Source organism: Desulforegula conservatrix Mb1Pa, from assembly GCF_000426225.1.
GTDB lineage: Bacteria > Desulfobacterota > Desulfobacteria > Desulfobacterales > Desulforegulaceae > Desulforegula > Desulforegula conservatrix.
The window spans coordinates 23,785-45,517 of record NZ_AUEY01000028.1; the positions used below are offsets into that span (position 1 = coordinate 23,785).

Sequence of the window (21,733 nt, forward strand, 5' to 3'; positions counted from 1 at the left end):
TATGAACATGGATGATTTTGCATTAGATTTTATGGCTTTTCTTGAAAAATCACCAACTCCTTTCCATGCTGTAAAAAACATCTGCTCTATTCTGGAAAAATCAGGCTTTGTTAAGCTTGATGAGTCAGAAGCATGGAATCTGAAACCCAAAGGTAAATACATTGTTACTCGTAATGGCTCGGCCTTAATTGCTTTTATAACAGGAAAAGAAAGCCCGGCAATAAATGGGATAAGACTCACAGGCGCCCACACAGACAGCCCGTGCCTGAAAGTGAAGCCCGTTCCTGAGCTGAAATCCTCGGGCTATATTGAGCTTGATGTGGAAATATACGGAGGCGTTTTACTAAACACCTGGTTTGACAGGGATTTATCCATAGCAGGCAGAACAACATGCCTGACATCAGATGGGATAATCATGTCCTGTCTTGTTGATTTTATAGATACGGTAGCTTTTATTCCAAGCCTTGCCATACATTTGAACAGAGACGTAAACAGCTCCAAAAGCGTTAATCCCCAAAAAGAGATGCTGCCGATTGTTATGCATCATAATGCAAACTCCAGAACAAACGATTTTATGGATATGCTTCTTGATCAAGTTCGTGGTGCAATTCCTGAAGCGTCTGAGATTCTGGAGCACGAACTTTTTCTTTATGACGCTCAAAGGCCTTCTTTTGTGGGTTTAAAAAAAGAATTTATGACAGGCGCAAGGATAGACAATCTTCTTAGCTGCTACGCCGGAGCAAGGGCAATTGCTGACACGGCAACTGATTTTTGCTCTGTGCTTGTGCTTAATGATAATGAAGAAGTTGGAAGCAGCAGCATTTCCGGCGCTGATGGCCAATTCCTCAAGAGCATTCTCGAAAGAATCTGCGGAAGTGCAGAGTCCTTTTCAAGGGCCATGGCAAAATCAGTCATGATATCAACAGATAATGCCCATGGCGTTCATCCAAATTATTCTGAAAAACATGATACCAACCATAGACCAATCATGAACAACGGGCCAGCCATAAAAATAAATGCTAACCAGAGATACGCCACAAACAGTGAAACTTCAGCCATAATCAAAATGGTCGCAAAAAGAAACAGCATACAGCTTCAGACTTTCACAATGCGAAGCGATATGGCCTGCGGAAGCACAATAGGGCCTATCACAGCCTCCTTGCTTGGAATAAAAACAGTTGATATTGGGGTTCCAACCCTTGGAATGCATTCAATAAGGGAAATGGCTGGAAAACTTGACATCCATGGCCTGTACAAACTCATAAAAGGCTTTAATTCCGATGACATACAAATGCTTGTCCCGTATTGATATTTTTTTACAGTCAATAACCCAAACCATCAAATCCTTAAGTACCCATGATAATAACCTATAAGGAAATTGGCTTTGAAAATAAACATGGCATATCAATAAAAAGCCAAATAGCTTTGATTTTAAATTGTAATAATACTTTATTTAATGAAGCTGAAAGTATATAAATATTAATGTTTGACTAAGTCCTTAAGAAGCATCAAATCTTTAATCAATCCCAATAATTCAATCAGGAGATAAACAATGGGGAAAGTATCTCTTTTCGGAATATTATCATTATTTGCCAGTATGGTTCTATTTGCCTTTGAGCTTATTGGCAATGTGATGGATAATGATTCATGGCAGGACATTTCTCTTCTCAGTCTTATAGGTCAGGACAAAGGCGACTGGATAGCAAATGTAGATTTTGCCCTTGCCCAGAAAGTTTTAAACCTGATTTTCAAAGACTCGCTTTATATGCCCCTTTTTGTTATTGGTGTAATCCTGCTTATAATAAGCGGATTTGCCAAAAAATAATGTTCTCAGATAAAGAAACTCGCATCAATGAACATGTTTTTAAAGAAGGATTTGCCTACATGTTCGACAATTGCGCTTGTCACGCATGTGATGGCAATTGCTGCAGAATGGAAAGCGGGTATGTTTGGGTGAAAAAAGCGGACATATCGCGTATAGCCAATTATTCGGGGATTGATGCGGACATTATTGTAAAAGATTATATGATTAAAATTGGAAGACGTTTCAGCCTTAAAGAAACCAAACAAGGCGATGAATATCCGTGCATATTTTTTGACATGAGTTCCAAAAGATGCCTAATATACCCGGTAAGACCTTCCCAGTGCAGAACATTTCCTTTCTGGGAAGAATTTATGGGCGATGAGGAATCATTATTACCACAAGGCTGCCCTGGAATAGTGAAACGCAATGATTGCATAAAGGTGAAAAAATGATCATACAGTGTCCTGCATGTCAAAAAAAATATCAGCTACCTGCAGGCGCAGCGCCAGAAAACAGAAAGTTTTCAATAACCTGCCCTGGATGCAAACACAGTTTTATTGTGGATCCTACAACCCCTGAAAATAAAAAACAGATTGCTGGAGAAGAAGGAAACATTGCATCAAGAGGCAATGAGCTAAAAAAGCACATTCTTGAAACAGTAAAGTCTCTGCCACCGGTTCCTGAAATACTTGCCAAGGCCCAGAAGGTAATAAAAGATCCGGATTCATCAGCGGATGACATCGCAAATGTTATAGAGACAGATCCTGCAATGGCAACAAGGGTTTTAAAACTTTCAAACTCTGCATATTACAACCTGATAAGACCAGTCTCATCAATAAGACATGCCTGTATGATACTTGGTCAGGGAAATCTTCTAAGCCTTATTACTGTTATCAGCACATCAAAAATGCTGGGAAAAAACCTTGATGGCTATGGAATAAATTCAGGGGCTCTTCTTAAACATTCTTTAGCTGTTGCTACATGTTCACAGATAATTGCCAAAAGAAAAGCTCCTGATCTTGAAAACGATGCCTTTACTGCCGGACTTCTCCACGATTCAGGAAAAATCATTCTTGATGAGTATTTAAAAAGTATAAAGGAAGAATTTCATTCAAAAATGAATTCAGAGAATATGACTTTTCTAATGGCAGAGCAGTCAATTCTTGGTTTTGATCACAGCGGAATTGCATATGACTTCTGTAAAATATGGAATATCCCTGAAATCCAGGCCCATGCAATAAAATTTCATCATTACCCTTCTCTTTCAGGCCAGAATGAACTGGCTTACATTCTTCATCTATCTGATTATATAGCTAAAAAAATCGGTTTCGCCACGACGGCAACAGATAGAGAGACTTATCCAATAGAAAAAGAAACCCTTGAAGTGCTTGATCTTACCCAGGATGATATTGCGGAGCTTGAAGAAAGAACAATTGAGTCGGCAACGGCAATTATCCAGGGACTATCTGGATAATACATTTATTCGTTTTTCAGACCCCATGGCCTTAGTGAAAATAATACAGACAATTACAGTTCTATTTCAAAGGATCATTATTTATATTTCAGATTTGATGGACTCACAAAAAGCCAGAAAAATGACTTCTGCGTCATGCCGGACATAAAAATCAATGTTCTCTTGATTTAAAATCGGAATAATATATTAGATTGTTACAGTTATAAGGATGCCATCACTAATAACGATGGCATCCTTTTTTATTTTATCTTACAATGAATTTAATTCATTTTTTAGAATTGAATACAGATAATCTTGAATTTTTCTGAAAAATTGATAACTAAATTCGTCATGATTGCCAGGCTTTTTCTTTAAAATACAAGTTCTGTAACTCGGTTACACCTGTCAGGACTTCACAATACAGGGGGAAATACAAAAATATGAAAATTGCGCTCAGCATTGCCGGCTCAGATCCTTCGGGCGGAGCAGGCATACAGGCAGATATCAAAACATTCCATTCCATAGGAGTCTTTGGAATGGGAGTAACAACTGCTGTAACTGTACAAAATACCCAGAAAGTATTTGCTGTTCAAGGCATTCTCCCTGAAATAGTTTTTGATCAGATACTTTGCCTTTTCGAAGATGCTGATATTGATGCTATAAAAATTGGAATGGTTCACAGTGCTGAAATAGTAAAATCTATCTCGAGCGCCTTAAACAGACTGACCAGAAAACCGCCTGTCATACTTGATCCGGTTATGATTTCAAAAAGCGGTTATTCCCTTCTTGCAGATGATGCAAAAGAAGCTCTTATAACTATCCTCATGCCTCTTGCCGACATAATAACACCTAATATTTTTGAGGCTGAGGCCCTTACAGGCATACCAATAACCACGATTGAAGATATGAAATCTGCGGCATATACCATCTCTGAGCTAACTGGCGCAAAGGTGATTGTGAAAGGTGGGCATCTTAATTCCGAGTTCGCATATGATCTTGTTTATGACGGAATGGGGTTCAGTGTCCTTGAGGCAGAAAAAATAGGCACAAAAAGCCCGCACGGGACTGGTTGCGCTTTTTCTTCGGCAATAGCCGCTTATATGGCATCAGGCGAAGATTTTAAAACAGCGTGTAAAAGCGCCAAAAGCTATATCACCTCCGCCATTGAACATGGGCTTGATACTGGTCGGGGTGCCGCAACTCCGAATCATTTTTTTCATCTTTACAGAAAAGCAGAAATTTCTTAGCGGCACAGGTTTTATATGGCCTGGCTTCCGTTACACTATTAAGAGCATCATCCTTTAAACTTCCGGAATTCAGAGCTTGTGATTCTGTATTACAGGCCATAGAAAAATCTCCATGAATTTCAAAGGAAATAAGTATCCCCATATTGTTTCCTGAATTTATTCTTAACCCTTCGCCACGGAGAAGCCTTATCCTCTCCCTGACATTATGAAGTTCTAGCTCTTCTTCTGCGAGCTTGTATCCTGAAGACGTATTCACCTCGTATCCTTTTCCATCAGATTCAAATTTAACAATTATCCTTGTAGCCGAAAAAACAACACTTACCCTGATATGGGCAGGGCTGGTTTTTGACGCTAAATTTGCCACAGTATTCTGGATAATTCTATATATATTGATGGATAGTTCGCAGCCAGAGCTGATGTTGTGTATTCCTGAACAAATGCAGCTTATTCTGACACCACTCTTTTCAGAGAATTCACTACAATACTGATGCAGGGCCTTTTCTATACCAAAATCGTCTAAGGATGACGGTGTCAATCCATATGCAATCTCCCTTAAATGAGATATTGCATCCTGAAGAACTATGGACATATTCCTGGTTCTTTCGGTCAGTTTTTCAGGTATATCATCAATTCCATAATATACTGTATCAAGCGCGATCCTTAAACTGGCAAGATCTTGGGCCACATGATCATGTAAATTTGTCGATATAATCTTAAGCTCAGTTTCACGGTCTCTAAGGATTCCGCGAGTGAAATCCCGTAGTTCTGATTCTCGTTTTTTCAGGGAATTTATATCGTAGACAGTTTGAAAGGCTGCTATCCGGCCATCAAACCACTGCATTTTTGATACTCGCACCGAATACCATCTTTTATTCAAGGCACTTATGCCATCCCACGCGCAAGTTCCTTCCGGCAATAATTCACCTTTTTTTTCAGGCGATGCTAAATTCAAAAACTGGGGAGGCTTTTTAATGTCACCGTTCCATCCAATTTTTTCGGCATCAGGGCAAAGATCAAACAGATCTTTCATTTTTCTGTTGATAAATAACGGTTTACCAGTTTTTAAATCTGAAACAAATATTCCGATATTTATATTTCCCATCATTTCTGTGATAAAATAATTTGATCCTGATGCATCAAATATAAAGGGTAGCCTTCCCCCTTTAAAAGCTGCTGAAGTACTGAACCTCAAAAATAAAAAAAGCAGGGAAACCAGTACAAGGACGATAAAAAGTCCGGCAATTATAACTATTATCTCCTGCCTCTCCAATGATATAATGGGCAATATATAATCATTTCTGCATAAAAAAGCTCCGGCAAGAAAACAGATCAGACCGGCAGAAACAAAGCCGCATAAATTCAAAAAAAGTCTGAAGCCCATTGAAAAAGATGACATTTTGATACTTTTCATTTTGTACCTGCAAACATTTTCAAATCACAGTTTATCCTTAGAATAAACAAGTGGAAAATACCTTTAAGCTTTTAAAAAATGGGTTTAGGTTTTCTATTAAGACGGTCTAAAAACTCTGGCGAACTTACTATTTCATAATAACAATTCAAAGTAGCCGTCAGGATAGTTGGCTAAGGATTTAATTGGAACCAGCAGCTTTTTTATGAGATCCTAATAGATTTTATGAAGTAATTAATTGTCCCACTTAAGGATGACTTGTTAAAGTGATCGGAATATTCGGGTAGGTTTTTGAGGATTGACCACTTTTCTGCTCAGCAATATTTTTTTAAGGATAACAGAATATCTGAAAAGTTCAAATTAAAAAACAATACTATTACAATGTATTAACATCAAAAAGCCCATCCAATCAGGCAAACATTGTTTTTTGCTATGCAACATTACCAAGCCAAAGAAAGACATGATCGGATTAAATTTGGATCTTTGGATTAATAGTCAAACGACCTGGGCTTACTGCCCCGTTGCCTGGCCTGTTCAGCACGTTGCTCCTCATGACGGGCTTCACAGGAATGGCTTTGATCAGACCTCACGCAGACCGGAATGAATGTTTTTCAGAAATCAAAAAACATGGTCAGGCTGATTAATTCAAATGTAAAAAACTTTCTCCCTTAAAGAAAAAGACGTTCTCACACCAACAGATTCCTGGATCTTTGTTTCAAGCTGAAGAACTGTTTTTTCAAGAAGCTTTATTTCATCCGAGAACATCCTCTCTGAAACAGTCATGGATACGGACAGCAGTGACTCATCTGTCTCGGATCTGCTTATCTCGCAAAACTCGGGCTCAAATCCAAGCATCTCCTCAAGATATGTACGAACAAGGGAAGTGCTGACCTTTACTCCGTCAATATTGAGAAGGTCATCAGTTCTATCGCCCTTCCACTCTATTTTTGTATCAACAGATCCACAATCGCACGGCTCTGTAATAAGACGGGCCAAATCTCCGGTTCTGAAGCGTATCAGAGGAAATGCCCTTGCAGTAAGAGTTGTCAGGACAAGTTCACCCCACTCCCCATGGGGAGATTCGGTCATGGTTTTAGGATCAATAATCTCGGCAATAAAATGCTCATCCTGAATATGTAAGCCATTTTTTTCAGCGCACTCGCAAGCTATACAGGCTCCAGGCATTTCTGAAAGGCCATAATGCTGCCATGTTTTGACATGCAGATGTTTCTCAAGAAATGATCTTTCATCGATTGATGCGGCTTCACCTGCGAGAATTAATGTTTTGAGGGAAAGCCCTGTTGGGTTAAATCCTGACGAATACATATATTCTGTAAGCACTTTTGCATATGCCGGAGTAGTGACAAGTACGGTTGTCCTATAATCCCGCAAGACCATCATATTTTTTGCCAGGGAAAGAACATCATGCGGTATTACGCCGACGCCAAGAGCTTCTGCTCCGGCCTGATAATCCCGGCCCCAGTTTGACAGACCTGAATTCAGATGTATCTGTAAAATATCCGAATCCTTTATGCCTGAAACAGCAAGGGCGCCTGCCACAATACTCCTCCAGATATCCACATCATGACGTGTATAGCCGCTTATCGAAGGATTTTTTGTAGTACCCGGAGCCGTGTGTATTCTTACAATATCCCTTAACGGAACTGCAAAAAGTCCATAAGGATAATTCCTGCCCATGTCTTCACGGGTCATGAACGGAATTTTTGGCATATCATTGAGAGATTCAACAGATGAAGGATCAAGGTCAATTTCCCTGAATTTCGACTGATGATAGGGAACATTTCTGTATGCCCTGTTGAGGGAACTCTGGAGCCTTTCAAGCTGAAGCTGTTTTCTTTCATTTATAGAAGTCTCTGTCATTTTTTATTCCCTCCCGTCGCAGAAATCCGAATAATCCTGTCCAAGATATGCTCTTTTAACGTCCTCGTCTGAAAGGAGATCTTCGGCGTCTCCATCAAGAACTATTTTACCTGTTTCCATAACATACCCTCTGTCTGCAAGTTTTAAGGCAGCCCTGGCGTTCTGCTCAACAAGAAGTATTGTAAGACCCTGGGAATGCAAAGAACGAAGAATATCAAATATTTTTTCAACAATAATAGGGGCAAGTCCCATTGAAGGCTCATCAAGTACAAGAAGACGGGGTTTTGCCATGAGCGCCCTTGCGATCGCAAGCATTTGCTGTTCTCCGCCGGAAAGACCTCCGGCAGGCTTTTTTGACCTTTCCTTAAGCACTGGAAAAAGGGTGAACATTCTTTCAATGTCTTCTCTTATTGAATCGCCTTCATTCTTTTTATACCGTATATATGCGCCAAGCCTCAAATTATCCATAACACTGAGAGGAGGAAATATCAGACGGCCTTCCGGCACCATACTGATACCAAGCTTTACAATCTCAGGAGGGTCGAGGCGTTTGATTGGATTGCCATCAAAAACAATATCTCCTTCCCAGGATTCAAGAAGACCGCACACGGCCTCAAGAAGCGTACTCTTACCAGCACCATTGGCGCCAATCAGGGTGACAAACTCACCCTCGGCAACTGAAAGACTGACGCCCTTCACAGCCATTATTTTTCCGTAATAGCATTTTAAGTTTCTTATGGTCAGCATTTATAAGCCAAAATAATTGTAAAGAAGAATGAGCAATGTTTTTCGCCTTCGGCGAGTCGTTTTTTGAAAAAAGCTCCGCAAAAACTTCTGGATTTAAGGTGTAATAAATTTTTATTCATACCAGCGCTATTCAGGCTAATCGCCTGTTCCAAGATAAGCCGCCATAACCTCAGGGTTCCTCTGAATCTCACGGGGAGTGTCTTCGGCCAGCTTTCTTCCCTGTTCAAGAACAACAATTTTATCAGAAATGTTCATAGTAAGGCTCATATCATGCTCAACAAGAAGAACAGTAATACCTTGATCCTTGATCCTAAGAATAATCTCGCCGAGCTTTGACGTTTCAACTGCATTGAGGCCCGCAGCAGGTTCATCGAGAAGTATGAGCGATGGTGATGACGCAAGGGATCTAGCTATCTCCAGAAGACGCTGCCAGCCGAGGGGAAAATCCCCTGCCCTGTCCATGGCTTTATCCTTCAAACCAACAAAATCGAGCATGTCATATGCAAGAGCCCTGGTTCTTTCTTCTTCTTTTCTGAAACCCGATGCTCGAATCACAGATGAAAGAAAACCGCTTGAAGTCCTTATATGTGCTCCAACCATTACATTTTCGAGCGCAGTCATACTCTCAAATAGAGCGACGTTCTGAAAAGTACGGGAAATACCCATTTTAACAAGATTGGCAGGAGACTCGCCTGTTATTTCATTGCCTTCAAAGAAAATAGAACCTGTATCAGGCGTATAGACTCCGGTGACAAGATTGAAAAGTGTGGTTTTACCTGCACCATTTGGACCTATCAAGCCAGCAACTGTCCCCTTGTCAATATCAAACGATATATCCTTCTGGGCCTTTATGCCTCCAAAAGATTTGGATACAGATCTAACCTCGAGGATTTTAGTCTGTGTATTATTTTTTTGATTTAGCTTGTTCATAAATATCTATCAAACCGCGTGTGAGCCCCTGGGGCATAAAAATCATTACGACCATGAGAATCAGACCGTATATCATCATTTCAAAATCAGCAAATGAATGAAGCCATTCTGGTAAAAGCGTCAGCAGAGACGCTCCGAAAAGTGCCCCCCATATGCTTGCCATTCCACCGATGACAACCATGGTGACTATTCTTATGGATGCTAAAAAATCAAAGGTTCCAGGACTTATAAAAGTAATCATGTGGGCATATAAAAAACCTGAAACAGCGGCCATGACAGCACTCAAGACAAATATCTTGAGCTTCAGATCCTTTGTATCAACTCCAAGAATTAGAGAGGCGGCCTCATTGTCATGAATTGCCCTTAATGCCCTTCCAACCCTTGAATCCATAATTCTCTGGCTTGCAATAAAAAATAAAATGAGTACTGCCCAGACAAGAAAAAAGAAATTTCTTGGATTCTCAAATGAAACAAATGGTGAGGAAAGTCCTGGGATGCCCACAAGACCTGAAGCTCCGCCGGTATACGAATCCCATTCTCTTATGCATATATTTACTATCATCCCGAACCCGAGTGTCCCCATTCCAAGATAATAACCGGAAAGCCTCAGAGTTGGTATTCCAACCACATATGCAACCGCCGCCGCAAGAACGAGGGCTGCTGGCAGGGCCAACCAGGGTGACATCATGAATTTGGTGGTTAAAATAGCCGTGGTATAGGAACCGATTGCAAAAAATGCGGCGTGCCCCAAAGAAATCTGACCAGCATAACCCATCAAAAGATTGAGCCCCAAAGCAAGCAGAGTATTTATGCCTATCAGAGTCAGTGTTTGAATATAATATGAATTATCAATAAAGAATCCTGCTGCTGCAACAAGCGTTATAAGCACGGCAAAACAGGCTCTGTTAAATACAATTTCATTTTTCATATGATCAGAATTAATAATAAATGCCTTAAAGTTTAAAAATCAGAACCTTTTGATATCTTTTTTCCCGAAAAGACCGCCTGGCCTGAAATAAAGAATCATTAAAAGAGCAAGAAACGCGGTTGCATCCTTAACGCCCGAAGAGATATATCCTGCGCCAAGGGATTCAAGGATTCCAAGAATAATACCGCCCGCTAAACTTCCCCAGAGGCTTCCGAGTCCGCCGAGCATTGCCGCACAAAACCCCTTTAATCCAAGCACAGTTCCCATATCATAACTGCACATTGTAATGGGCCCGATCATGGAGCCTGCTACGGCACCGGTTGAAGAGCTTATGACGAATGCAAGAAGCACCATGAACCCTGCCGGAATCCCTGTCAGCCTGGCTGCCCGCATGTTTATGGCACAAGCTGTCATTGCTTTTCCTGTGAGACTTCTTCTGTAAAAGAAATCAAGCGCAACAGCAATAATCAAAGCTCCGATTATAATCCATAAACTTTGAAAAACAATAACAGCTCCTCCGATGTTTATAGGAGGAAAAGATGTAAACTGGGCGACGGAATGCGGCTCTTTGCCCCAAAGAATCATTGCGGCTCCCCTCAGAAAAATTGAGGCCCCGACTGTAATAATTATAAGAACAACATGATTGTCCTTTTTTGCGGTTCTGATGGCCAGGCGCTCAAAAATCAAACCGCATAGAGCAGTTACCGCGACAGCAAGCAGAATGGAAAAAGGAAGCGGAATTTTCAATACTCCCCAGAAAGTCATGAGGCTCATCCCGCCTATCATGACAAACTCACCCTGGGCAAAATTGATCAACTCCGTGGAATTGTAAAGCATTGAATATCCAACAGCGATTATTGCATAGATAGCCCCGCTGGTTATTCCTGTGAATAGATATTGAAGTAATTCCTGCATCATAATATCCGAAAATCAATTCTGCTGATTTGGGTAAAGCTTATATTTTCAGCCAGCTTTAAGTCCATTAATATATTTCTTGATGGTCTCGCAAAAAGTCAAAAAAGGCGACGGCGTAATGCCGGACTTGATCGGCATCCAGTTATTTCAGATATTTCTGGATTCCGGCCTTCTCCGGAATGACCGAAAGCGGACTTTTTGCGACCTTGTCATTTCTTGAATCAATAGAAAAACCGACCGTGGAAAATTTAAATGAATTTTCCACGGCCTGTCAAAAACCCGAACAAAATTTAACAATTATTTGGAAATAAGTTCCCACTTCCCATTGACTATTTTAACCATCACAAATGCATCTGAGCCGAGTCCGTTATGGTCTGCCGGAGAAAGATTAAAGGTTCCGCTGACGCCGGTGTATCCCTGTATCTTTTCAAGATTATCCCTTATTTTAGCCTGATCAAAACCTGTGCCCTTCATAGCCAGGGTAATCATTTTGAAAGCGTCATATGCATATCCGCCAAAGCTTGAAGTAGGTGACTGATATTTTGCAGCAAAAGCCTTGAGATATGACTGAACAACTTTTTTATGGGCATCACTATCTGCGAGTGAATCCGCAACAAGAATTTTCCCTGCAGGAAGAATAATGCCATCAGCATTTGCTCCTGCAAGTTCCAGAAATTTTGGAGAGGCTACGCCGTGACTCTGGAATAAAGGGATCGTAATTCCAAGATCCTTGACATTCTTTGCAACAATAGCAGGCCCAGGGTTAGTACCCCAACAAACGATCGCCTGGGGATTTGCTGATTTTATTCTTGTCAGCTGGGCAGTCATATCAGTGTCTTTTGCACCAAAACTCTCTGCTGCAACTATCTTGATTCCAGCCTTAGGCGCAAGAACTTCAATCTGCTTCTTTCCGCTTTCACCAAACGCGTCGGCAACTGACAGCACGCCAATGGAGTTTATGCCATTTTTTTTCATATAGTCGAAAATTGTCGTAGCCGCGAGAGCGTCGGTCTGGGCTGTCTTGAAAACCCATTTTTTAATCGGATCTGTTATGGCTACGCCTGCTGCACAGCTGACAAGAGGAATCCCTGCTTTTTCAGCTGCAGGAACAATGGCGAGGGTATCTTGTGTGATTGAAGGCCCGATAACAGCAACGGCCTTATCCTTGCTTACGAGTTTGCCCATGGCCTGGACAGCCTTGGTCGGATCGCCTTCAGAATCATAGATAACGGCTTCAAGCTTTTTGCCGTCAATGCCACCTGCTGCGTTTACTTCTTCAACAAGCATTTCAATGGTCTTTTTCTGCGGATCTCCCAGAAAAGACGCGGGGCCTGTTACCGCAAAAATGGCTCCGATCTTGACGGTTTCCTCGGAAAAGGCAATACCCGGAATACCCGAAAGCATTGCGACCGCAAGAATAAACTTCAACAATCCCGATTTCTTCATGTATCAATCTCTCCCTTAGTAATTCTATTCTAATCAATGATAAAAACCCTATGGCTAAAAGCCATGACGCATAATTGCGCCTCCACGAATGAATTTCCCAATAAAGGAAAACTTTAACTATCAACTAAAGCCTGCAAATGTTTTTGCCTCCGGCGAGTAGCTTTTTTGAAAAAAGCTCCGCAAAAAACTATTGGGTTATTGCCCGTCTATTCACAATCTTTAATTCTTGGTATTGTTTCCAGACTATTCTAAAATTCGACGAACAACACCAACGGAGGCGGGGAATTTTTTCAGAAATTTCCCTTTTTAACTCTACCAGTGTTTTAACAAAAACCATCCATTATTATGAACAGCTGCAAATCACATTGAATAAAGATCCTTGCCAGGAATTATCCCTATGCCCTTTCCTTCAAGAACAGATACTGCTGACTCAATGTCGTCAAAACGGAAAATCATGACGGCCTTGTTGCCGCTCTGTCTCACAAATGCGTACATGTATTCCACGTTTATTTTTGCATCATGGAGTATCTGAAGAATATCATTGAGGCCTCCTGGCTTATCTTCGACCTCGACAGCCACAACATGGGTTTTCCCCACTGTAAAACCTTTTTCCTTGAGCACTTCTTCGGCCTTCTCAGTATTATCAACTATCAGGCGAAGTACTCCAAAATCGGCTGTGTCTGCAAGTGAAAGAGCGCGTATATTTACTTCAGAGCCGCTTAATATGGATGTAACCTGCGCAACCCTGCCTTCCTTATTTTCAAGAAACACGGAAATCTGCTCAACTCGCATCATATGCTTTTTCTCCTGTTTAGAGTTTCCACGGATACAGTCGTATCATTGGATTATATGAGGACTTAGCGACTGCTTCGCCATCATTATTTCTGTTTTTACAAAAGCATTATCCAAGAAAAAAATATCAATACTAAATGGACTAACAAAAAGTCAAAAAAATGGCTTTAGCGTCATGCCGGACTTGATCCGGCATCTTTGTATTTTCAGGTACTTCTGGATTCCGACCTGCGCCGGAATGACGAGAATCGGACTTTTTGCGACTTTGTCAATACTGACTGCTTTGATCATCAGATCGTTCTGTTGTCGATGACCCTTACAGCCTTACCTTCGCTTCTCTGGATGGTTTTTGGCTCAACAAGTTTTATTGTGGCCGAAACACCAAGAGTTTCCTTGATATCATGGGCGATTTTCTTCTCAAGGCCCTGCAGAGACTTAACTTCGTCAGAAAAAAGTCTTTCACTTATTTCAACCCTGACAGTCAGATTATCAAGGGTACCCACTCTGTCCACAAGAAGCTGATAATGAGGCTCAACTTCATCAATTTTTACAAGCACACTCTCAATCTGGGAAGGGAATACGTTAACGCCTCTTATAATAAGCATATCGTCTGTTCTTCCTGATACTCTGTTCATGCGGATATGTGTCCTTCCGCATATGCAGGGCTCAAGATTGAGGGAGGTAATGTCTCTTGTTCTGTATCTTATCACAGGGAAAGCTTCTTTTGTAATTGACGTAAAAACAAGTTCCCCCACCTCACCATAGGGAAGAACCTCGCCTGTTTCAGGATTTATTATCTCAGGAATGAAATGATCTTCAAATATATGAAGACCTTTCTGGGCCTCACGGCACTCGATTGCTACGCCAGGCCCCATTACTTCGCTAAGTCCGTATATATCCAGGGCTTTAAGGCCAAGCTTGGATTCAATTTCAGAACGCATGCTTTCAGACCACGGTTCTGCACCGAGTATGCCGCATTTAAAGCTTAAATCCTTGAAAGAAACGCCCATCTCCTCAGCAACTTCAGCAAGATGAAGAAGATATGAGGGTGTGGCTGTAATGATTGTGGGCTTAAAATCCTTCATTATGGTTATCTGGCGTTTTGTGTTTCCGCCGGAAACCGGGATTACTGAAGCTCCTAACTTCTCAGCGCCGTAATGAACACCGAGACCGCCAGTAAAAAGACCGTATCCATATGCATTATGGATGATGTCACCCCGTGTTCCGCCACCAGCTGCCAAAGCTCTGGCCATAAGATTAGCCCATGTGTCGATATCTCTTTTTGTGTATCCTACGACAGTTGGCTGACCTGTGGTACCTGATGAAGCATGAATTCTGACAACATTATCCATTGGCACGGCAAAAAGCCCGAAAGGATAATTATCCCGTAAATCATGTTTAGTGAGAAAAGGTATTTTTGCCATATCCTTAATGGTTTTGATATCAGCAGGAGTGATACCCGCTTCTTCAAAACGTTTTTTATAAAAAGGAACTGTGGCATACACCCTTTCAATGGTATCTTTCAGGCGTCTTAGCTGGATAGCTTCAAGCGCTTCTCTTGGCAAAGTTTCAAACTCGATATCAAAAATCATCAGGTTCTCCTCATGACAAAAAAAAACCGCGGGCTAAAGCCCACGGTTTATTTATGTAACATAATCACCGCACTGTAATCAAAAAAACGCCTAAATCTGCTTTCCATGAGGGCATCTTTTCCAACAGGCTTTTGGGCTATTTAAAATACCAAAATACAATCTGGAATTACAATCTATGTATGAGCGCCCAAAGCAGGTGTCAAGTTTTTTATCCCGCCCCATACAAGCTTTTTGTCAGACCAAGTATTATCCTACGAGTTTTCCTGTGAAAGCGGCTTTGCGTTTTTCAACAAAAGCGCTTGTTCCTTCACGGGCATCCGAACTTGCCATACAAAGCCCAAAAGCATCTATCTCAATAGCACAGCCATTTGCGAGGTCAACGTCCATACCACGGTTAACAGCTTCCTTGGCCGCTCTTAAAGACACTTTGCCCTTAGCTGCCATGGACTTTGCAGTCTTCATGACTTCTTCCATGAGAGATTCTGCAGGAACAACCTTATTTACCATGCCGAGGTCCTTGGCTTCCTGGGCAGAAATCATTTTTCCTGTAAAAATCATTTCTTTGGCCATATTCTTGCCAATGAGTCTTGGCAGACGCTGTGTTCCGCCAAAACCAGGAATTATACCCAAAGTAATTTCAGGAAGACCAAACTGGGCAGCTTCTGAAGCATAGATAAAATCACTCGCGAGAGCTATTTCGCTGCCGCCGCCAAGTGCAAATCCATTAACTGCAGCAACAACTGGAATTGAAAGAGACTGAAGTTTGCCTATGGCATCATGGCCAACTTTACAGAAAAGCTTTGCCTGGAGAGAATTCAGTGTGGCGAGCTCTGTAATATCAGCGCCTGCCACGAATGCTTTCGAACCGCTTCCGGTCAGCACAAGTACTCTGATGTCTTCATCTGCTGCGATTACATCAAGAGCCTGGGAAAACTCCTTAAGAAGAGCCGCGTTCAGGGCATTGAGAGCCTTTGGCCTGTTAAAGGTTATTGTAGCTATGCCGCCTGCTACTTCAAAAGTAATGTTCTCGTAATTCATTTCAAAGTACCTCCGATAAAAAAGTTAACAGGGTAAATTCATGCCCACGAACATTTACACTTAAAACCCGCATTTATTGCTTTTTGATATTTCATAAGGAGCACTTTGTCAAATACTACAAAGTTTATATTGCGTTAAGCATTGAAAATAGATAATTTATAACTAAACCATGTCCATTTTTCAGTTTTTTTTATAGCTAAGCAGCCCCCACTTCGCAATGCACAAAACAAATGTACGCCTCGATTTTCCAGATATTTATAAACAGGATCTTTTTTATATGAAACAGCAATTGCCTTAAGGAGTAATCATGAAAAACAGCATTCAAGTAAAAATAATATTCTACACTATAATATGCGCTGTATTGATACTTTTGGGATCAAACATAATTGACTATATCGATTCAAAAAAAGAGCTGATGACAGCACTTACAATAGATTCAGAATACATAGCCAAAAGGCTCGCCCAGAATCTGGCATCTCCGTTATGGGACATGGACGAAAACCAGGTAGACAACACAATGCGGTCAGAAATGGCTGAAAAAAGGCTGTATGCAATTATTGTTACAAACGCCGAAGATAAAAAAATCACATTCGGGAAAAAGCGTAATGACAAATGGGAACCAATACCTGCCAATGAACCAATTGCTGGCTACAAATTCAATTCAAAAACCGAAATAATAAAAGAAAACAATAAAATGGGCTATGTACAGGTTTTCATGACTTCTAAATTCATGGAATCTGCAATGAATAGAAAAATCATAAACATAATAATTACTGTAATCACAATGACGGCAATGCTTGGAGGCATGATTTTCGCCATTACGAAAAAGGTGATTATTAATCCTGTGATGGAAGTAAGTGAAGGTTTGAAACAAATCGCTGAAGGAGATGCTGATCTAACAAGAAGGCTCCGCATCAATACAAAAGATGAGATTGGTGCGCTTGCGGATTTTTTCAACCAGTTCATGGGAAAACTTCAGGTGCTTATCTCAAGCACAAAAAAAAATGCGGCTTCCATAAACATGTCTTCAAACTCGCTTACCGGACTCTCGGCCAGAATGTCAAAGGGCGCACAGAGCATGTCCAGCACCTCTTCTACCGTCGCAGCAGGTGCTGAGGAAATGAACACAAATGTCGATTCCATTGTTAGCGCAATGAATACAGCCTCGGATAATGTCGGCCTGGTCGCTGCCGCTGCCGAGGAAATGACCGCAACAATAAATGAAATTGCAAGAAACAGTGAAAGGGCAAGATCAATAACAGGAAATGCCGTAGCAGAAGCAAGGCAGGCCTCTTCACAGATGAAAAACCTAGGTCTTGCAGCCCAGGATATTGGTCAGGTGACAGATGTTATAAACGATATTTCAGATCAGACAAATCTTCTTGCGCTCAATGCCACAATAGAGGCTGCAAGGGCTGGAGAAGCAGGGAAAGGCTTTGCTGTGGTTGCAAACGAGATAAAAGAACTGGCTAAACAAACAGCAGAGGCCACAAATGAAATAAGAAGTAAAATCCATGGGATTCAATCAACCACAGAAACAGCCGTAACAAGCATAATAAAGGTTGCCGAAGTAATAAGCGATGTGAATGACATAGTCTCATCAATAGCTGCGGCAGTGGAAGAACAGTCAGCCACAACAAAGGATATTGCCAAAAACGTTACGCAACTATCATCAGGAGTTTCTGAAGTAAACGAAAGGCTTCATCAGGGTTCCATTGTAATAAACGAAATAACGAGGGAAATCTCAGAAGTGAGCCACGTTGCGAGTGATTTCAGTTCAAGCAGCTCTGAGGTAAGTTCAAGCGCCGAGACCCTCACTGACCTTGCAAAAAAACTTGAGGAAATTGTCGGAAAATTCAGGGTGTAAAAAAGATAGTTTCCTTTTTGACGCGCAAATCGAAATAATAATTTTTTCAATATTTCTTGATATTGGGGAACTTTTTGTAAAAAATCCATTAAGTCCCCTAAAAAACTTAATGTGTTTTTGATAACAATACGGATTTGATTCTTTTTCGTATCTCTATTTTTTACACATAGAAATTTTTGCGGAGCTTTTTTCAAAAAGCGACCCGCCGGAGTTATTCGAATCATTTCAGATCAGTGTCGGATTACGAGCAAAGGACGCTCTAATCCGACTTACGAATCGGCCTTTTTTACGTCAATTTAACCATGATGCACTCGCAAAAAGCCGTCGGCGTCATGCCGGACTTGATCCGGCATCTTTGTAATTTCTGTCACTTCTGGATTCCGGCCTGCGCCGGAATGACTGAAATCGGACTTTTTGCGACCTTGTCACCCATACAAGGCGCATCCTCTGAAAGTCATTTTCTTCCTACAGATGACAGCCATTTCTGGAAACTTTTGTCTATCAGAATTTTAATTTTATCAAAATTTTCCCAGGAATCCCTGACCTCGTAAAAACTTGCCAGTTTTTTACAGAATGTCTTGTCGTATATGGCTATGTATTCTTTATAGCCTTCATCATCACAATAAAAATCATAGGCAAAACTTTGACCTGTTTCGGAAAGATCTTCCTCTGAAAGTTGAGAATTGCAGTTTTTCAGAAGATACTCACGCCCGGTCATGTTTCTCTGAAGGACAGAATTGATATCTTCATTAAATTTTTCTGTGTGGAGATCAGATAGTAACTCGTTAGAAATCGCCCAGGCCAGAAACATACCGATATGGGTTGCTCCGGCTTCTGGAGGCAGTTCCTTGGGGAAATGGCCATTATAGTGCCATGCGGCAGAGTCGTATTTCATGCTTTTACTCCATTTTCAGGTCTGTAATAGTGTTCTGCAAAATAATCATTACATATAATGCTCTTTAGTTTGCAAATATAAAATTGATTGAGTCGCAAAAAGTCTAAAAATGGCCTTGTCGCCATGCCGGAGTTGATCCGCATCAATTAATTTCAGCCTCTTCTGGATTTCGGCCTGCGCCGGAATGACTGTAATAGGACTTTTTATGACCTTGTCAAAGTTGATGGTATAGCCAAAAACCGTAGAATAACCAGATAGCTTTGATAGGATAACTTCAATAAGCCAGCCTGAATTTGACATTCCCGGACAATAGGTGTTAACATTTTTTAAGTTTTTATCTTAAATAAAGACAGGTGTATCGCGTTGCATGCCAGGCAGAATTCCTGAAAAAGAGAGGTAATGAATGCAGATTTTTGAGTTCAAATCCTTTGCCATATCAAATGAGATAAACCTCAACATCATGGCCGAGCATTTCGGGATCACAAAAAAATACAGATGGGAAGATCATCTTGTGCTTGATGAGAATCTTCTCAAGGGAATCATAGCCCATCCTGAAGGTAAAACTTTTCATATTTTTCATTTTGGCAGCATAGTCGGTACTAATCTGACTCTCCACGAAATCAAGGACATTCTTGATTACCTTAAAAAATTCGACAAAAACCTGAATGGCAAACTTGAATTCAGTTATAATGATGAATTCAGGCTTGAAATAAAAAAAGGCGAGAGCACAGAGCTGTCAAATGACCGCATAATCTCGGATGAATTAATGGATTATCATCCTCCGATTATTGCAACAATATTGGCCAAATCAGTGGCCCTTGAGAAAATAGAGTCAGATACGGATCTGCTCCTCGATGAAATTGAAAAAGTCATAGAATTTCTTGACAAGGGCCATCTGAACCTCAGTGACGAAAAACTCGCCAAGATCTCCAGCAAGGTTCTGAGATTCAAATTCAACACAATTTCCCACATTATGCTTCTGGATAAGCCGGATATTGCCTGGAACGACGAACAGGCCGAGCAGTTTTATATTCAGATGGCTGATCTTTTTGAACTCTATGACAGATATGAAACAATAAAAAGCAAGGCTGAAATCCTCATGGATGTGACCGAGGTTTTTTCAGGTCTTGCCCATGCCAAAAGAGGAACAAGGCTTGAGTGGATGATAATCATCCTCATATCCGTAGAAATTGTAATGTCACTTCTATATAAAATTTTCTGATCATGATTGAAAAAATTGAAATAAACGGCTGCTTGCTTGCCATTCAAAAAAGCTTTTCAAAAAAACCGGATTCAACAGTCATGGTTTTTCTGCATGAAGGCCTTGGCTCAATAGGATTCTGGAAGGATTTCCCGGAATACGTGGGCAATATAACAGGTCTGCCGTATCTTGTTTATGACCGTCCTGGATACGGCCATTCCGATGAATTGCCATATGAAAGAAAAATCGATTATCACAGAATAGAAGCCCTGGATTATCTTGCGCCCATGCTTGAAAAGCTTGAAATCACAAAACCAGTTCTGATAGGTCATAGCGACGGAGGCACGATTGCTCTTCTGTATGCAGCCTCTAATCCTGACAATGTCACCTCTGTTGTCACTATCGGCTCCCATGTATTCAATGACGATGTTACCAGAAGTGGAATCAGTAACGCAGTTCAGGGATATGAGAAAGGCGGGTTCAAGGCTTCTCTTGAAAAATTCCACGGTGAAAAGACAGACTCTGTTTTTTACTCATGGGCGCATACCTGGCTGTCTGATGAAGCAAAAAACTGGGATATCAGGCCTTGCCTGAAAAGAATCACATGCTCTGTACTTGCCATTGAAGGTGAAAATGATCCGTACAGCGCAGGAAACCAGGCCACTGAGACTGCAAAATACTGCGACTGCCAGGCAGTTTTAATTCCTGGGCTTGAACATACGCCCCACATTGAAGACCCGGTACTGACAGGTTCATTGATTGTAGAGTTTCTAAAAAATTTAAATTTATGAATAACGGGAATCTAATATGCCAAAGAAATATATGGTTTTCTGGAAGCCGAAACAAAAGCCTGACGATAAATATATCTCTCTTATTCCTGAAGAAATAAAGGCAGCACAAGCTCTTAAAGACAAAGGCAAAATACTGGAAGACTGGATTGCCCTGGACAGATCAAAGGGCTGGATTCTTATGAGAGCCGAATCTGAAAACGAAGTCACAGAGGATCTTAAAACCCTTCCACTTTATAGTTTTCTTGTTCTTGAGATAACAGAGCTCTTCGCGCCTTAGAAACAGCCCTGATCAGGTTTTTAATTATACTTGATGGACTCGCAAAAAGTCAGATTTTCGTTATTCCGGTGCAGCCTGCCCCGGTGAAAACAGGGAGCCTTAATCCATAAGATACTGTAATTACTGAATACTGAATCAAGTCCGGCATGACACCAATGCCTTTTTGGGCTTTTTGCAAGACCATCAAAACTTCCAAACAGAAACTGGTATTCTCTTATGTGCTTATGCTCAATTCTCAGTAACATTTGAAAGTTCATGGGCTTAACATTTTTAAAACTCTAAAATTATCAGTTTTTTGCCTACTAACAAAACCATAAAGTTTTTGCGGAGCTTTTTACAAAAAGCGACCCGCCGGAGGCACTCGGCTTAACGTCGGATTACGGACAAAGGGCGTCCTAATCCGACCTGATATGGTTGTCACCAGTCAAGAGAATAATAATCTCCCATCCACTTTTTTAGTGGCGGCAATGGACATTATGCCCAGAGCATAGGCAGAGGCGAAACAGGTTAAGCGACGATTG

The 21,733-nt window shown here is 41.1% G+C and carries 20 protein-coding genes; 9 read left to right on the forward strand and 11 right to left on the reverse strand.

Annotated elements, in window-relative coordinates; translation table 11 throughout:
* Position 1 precedes the first annotated feature (1 nt).
* The 5 genes from K245_RS24070 (at position 2) to thiD (ending at position 4,504) form a co-directional block, all read left to right on the forward strand.
* Positions 2-1,309, forward strand: a complete 1,308-nt coding sequence (locus tag K245_RS24070; RefSeq protein ID WP_035277037.1) for a M18 family aminopeptidase — start codon at positions 2-4, stop codon at positions 1,307-1,309.
* Positions 1,310-1,552: 243 nt separating this feature from the next.
* Entirely contained in the window at positions 1,553-1,825 is a 273-nt protein-coding gene (locus tag K245_RS0111455) for a hypothetical protein (RefSeq protein WP_027359397.1), read from the forward strand.
* Positions 1,825-2,256, forward strand: a complete 432-nt coding sequence (locus K245_RS0111460) for a YkgJ family cysteine cluster protein (protein WP_027359398.1) — start codon at positions 1,825-1,827, stop codon at positions 2,254-2,256. The genes K245_RS0111455 and K245_RS0111460 overlap by 1 nt, the downstream gene beginning before the upstream one ends.
* On the forward strand, positions 2,253-3,278 hold the full coding sequence (locus K245_RS0111465; protein ID WP_027359399.1) for an HDOD domain-containing protein: 1,026 nt from the start codon (positions 2,253-2,255) through the stop codon (positions 3,276-3,278). Before K245_RS0111460 ends, K245_RS0111465 begins: the two co-directional genes overlap by 4 nt.
* Positions 3,279-3,697: 419 nt before the next feature.
* Positions 3,698-4,504, forward strand: coding sequence for a bifunctional hydroxymethylpyrimidine kinase/phosphomethylpyrimidine kinase (gene thiD / locus K245_RS0111470; RefSeq protein WP_027359400.1), 807 nt, complete (start codon positions 3,698-3,700; stop codon positions 4,502-4,504).
* Here thiD and K245_RS0111475 read toward each other — a convergent pair.
* From K245_RS0111475 to K245_RS0111530, 10 genes are all read right to left on the reverse strand, one after another.
* Entirely contained in the window at positions 4,410-5,915 is a 1,506-nt protein-coding gene (locus K245_RS0111475) for a sensor histidine kinase (protein ID WP_027359401.1), read from the reverse strand. The genes thiD and K245_RS0111475 overlap by 95 nt on opposite strands.
* A 642-nt stretch (positions 5,916-6,557) precedes the next feature.
* Positions 6,558-7,793: a phenylacetate--CoA ligase family protein gene (locus K245_RS0111480; protein WP_027359402.1), complete on the reverse strand. Its 1,236-nt coding sequence runs from the start codon at positions 7,791-7,793 to the stop codon at positions 6,558-6,560.
* Positions 7,794-7,796: 3 nt separating this feature from the next.
* A complete protein-coding gene (locus K245_RS0111485; protein WP_027359403.1) occupies positions 7,797-8,540 on the reverse strand; it encodes an ABC transporter ATP-binding protein in 744 nt (247 codons plus the stop codon).
* Between the two features lie 135 nt (positions 8,541-8,675).
* Positions 8,676-9,470, reverse strand: a complete 795-nt coding sequence (locus tag K245_RS0111490) for an ABC transporter ATP-binding protein (RefSeq protein WP_051284054.1) — start codon at positions 9,468-9,470, stop codon at positions 8,676-8,678.
* On the reverse strand, positions 9,445-10,398 hold the full coding sequence (locus K245_RS0111495; RefSeq protein WP_035277039.1) for a branched-chain amino acid ABC transporter permease: 954 nt from the start codon (positions 10,396-10,398) through the stop codon (positions 9,445-9,447). Before K245_RS0111495 ends, K245_RS0111490 begins: the two co-directional genes overlap by 26 nt.
* Before the next feature lie 39 nt (positions 10,399-10,437).
* Positions 10,438-11,316 (reverse strand): branched-chain amino acid ABC transporter permease, encoded by an 879-nt coding sequence (locus K245_RS0111500; RefSeq protein ID WP_232223820.1) that lies wholly within the window; start codon positions 11,314-11,316, stop codon positions 10,438-10,440.
* 294 nt (positions 11,317-11,610) lie between these two features.
* Positions 11,611-12,759, reverse strand: coding sequence for an ABC transporter substrate-binding protein (locus tag K245_RS0111510; RefSeq protein ID WP_027359407.1), 1,149 nt, complete (start codon positions 12,757-12,759; stop codon positions 11,611-11,613).
* A 360-nt stretch (positions 12,760-13,119) separates the two neighbouring features.
* Positions 13,120-13,554: an ACT domain-containing protein gene (locus tag K245_RS0111515; protein WP_332248664.1), complete on the reverse strand. Its 435-nt coding sequence runs from the start codon at positions 13,552-13,554 to the stop codon at positions 13,120-13,122.
* 287 nt (positions 13,555-13,841) lie between these two features.
* Positions 13,842-15,143: a phenylacetate--CoA ligase family protein gene (locus K245_RS0111525; RefSeq protein WP_156906778.1), complete on the reverse strand. Its 1,302-nt coding sequence runs from the start codon at positions 15,141-15,143 to the stop codon at positions 13,842-13,844.
* Between the two features lie 246 nt (positions 15,144-15,389).
* Complete coding sequence (locus tag K245_RS0111530; protein ID WP_027359410.1) at positions 15,390-16,181, reverse strand: enoyl-CoA hydratase/isomerase family protein; 792 nt, start codon at positions 16,179-16,181, stop codon at positions 15,390-15,392.
* 307 nt (positions 16,182-16,488) lie between these two features.
* Here K245_RS0111530 and K245_RS24075 point away from each other — a divergent pair, with 307 nt between their 5' ends.
* Positions 16,489-18,048, forward strand: a complete 1,560-nt coding sequence (locus K245_RS24075) for a methyl-accepting chemotaxis protein (protein ID WP_051284055.1) — start codon at positions 16,489-16,491, stop codon at positions 18,046-18,048.
* Between the two features lie 454 nt (positions 18,049-18,502).
* Here K245_RS24075 and K245_RS0111540 read toward each other — a convergent pair whose 3' ends face one another.
* Positions 18,503-18,943 (reverse strand): DUF7832 domain-containing protein, encoded by a 441-nt coding sequence (locus K245_RS0111540; protein WP_027359411.1) that lies wholly within the window; start codon positions 18,941-18,943, stop codon positions 18,503-18,505.
* 403 nt (positions 18,944-19,346) lie between these two features.
* On the opposite strand from K245_RS0111540, the gene K245_RS0111550 reads away from it, so the two are divergent.
* Genes K245_RS0111550 through K245_RS24085 form a run of 3 tightly spaced genes read left to right on the forward strand, consistent with a single transcriptional unit; the run spans position 19,347 to position 21,212 of the window.
* Positions 19,347-20,165, forward strand: a complete 819-nt coding sequence (locus K245_RS0111550) for an RMD1 family protein (RefSeq protein WP_027359413.1) — start codon at positions 19,347-19,349, stop codon at positions 20,163-20,165.
* Positions 20,166-20,167: 2 nt separating this feature from the next.
* Entirely contained in the window at positions 20,168-20,935 is a 768-nt protein-coding gene (locus K245_RS24080; RefSeq protein ID WP_051284056.1) for an alpha/beta fold hydrolase, read from the forward strand.
* A 16-nt stretch (positions 20,936-20,951) separates the two neighbouring features.
* A complete protein-coding gene (locus K245_RS24085; protein WP_035277042.1) occupies positions 20,952-21,212 on the forward strand; it encodes a muconolactone Delta-isomerase family protein in 261 nt (86 codons plus the stop codon).
* Positions 21,213-21,733 lie beyond the last annotated feature (521 nt).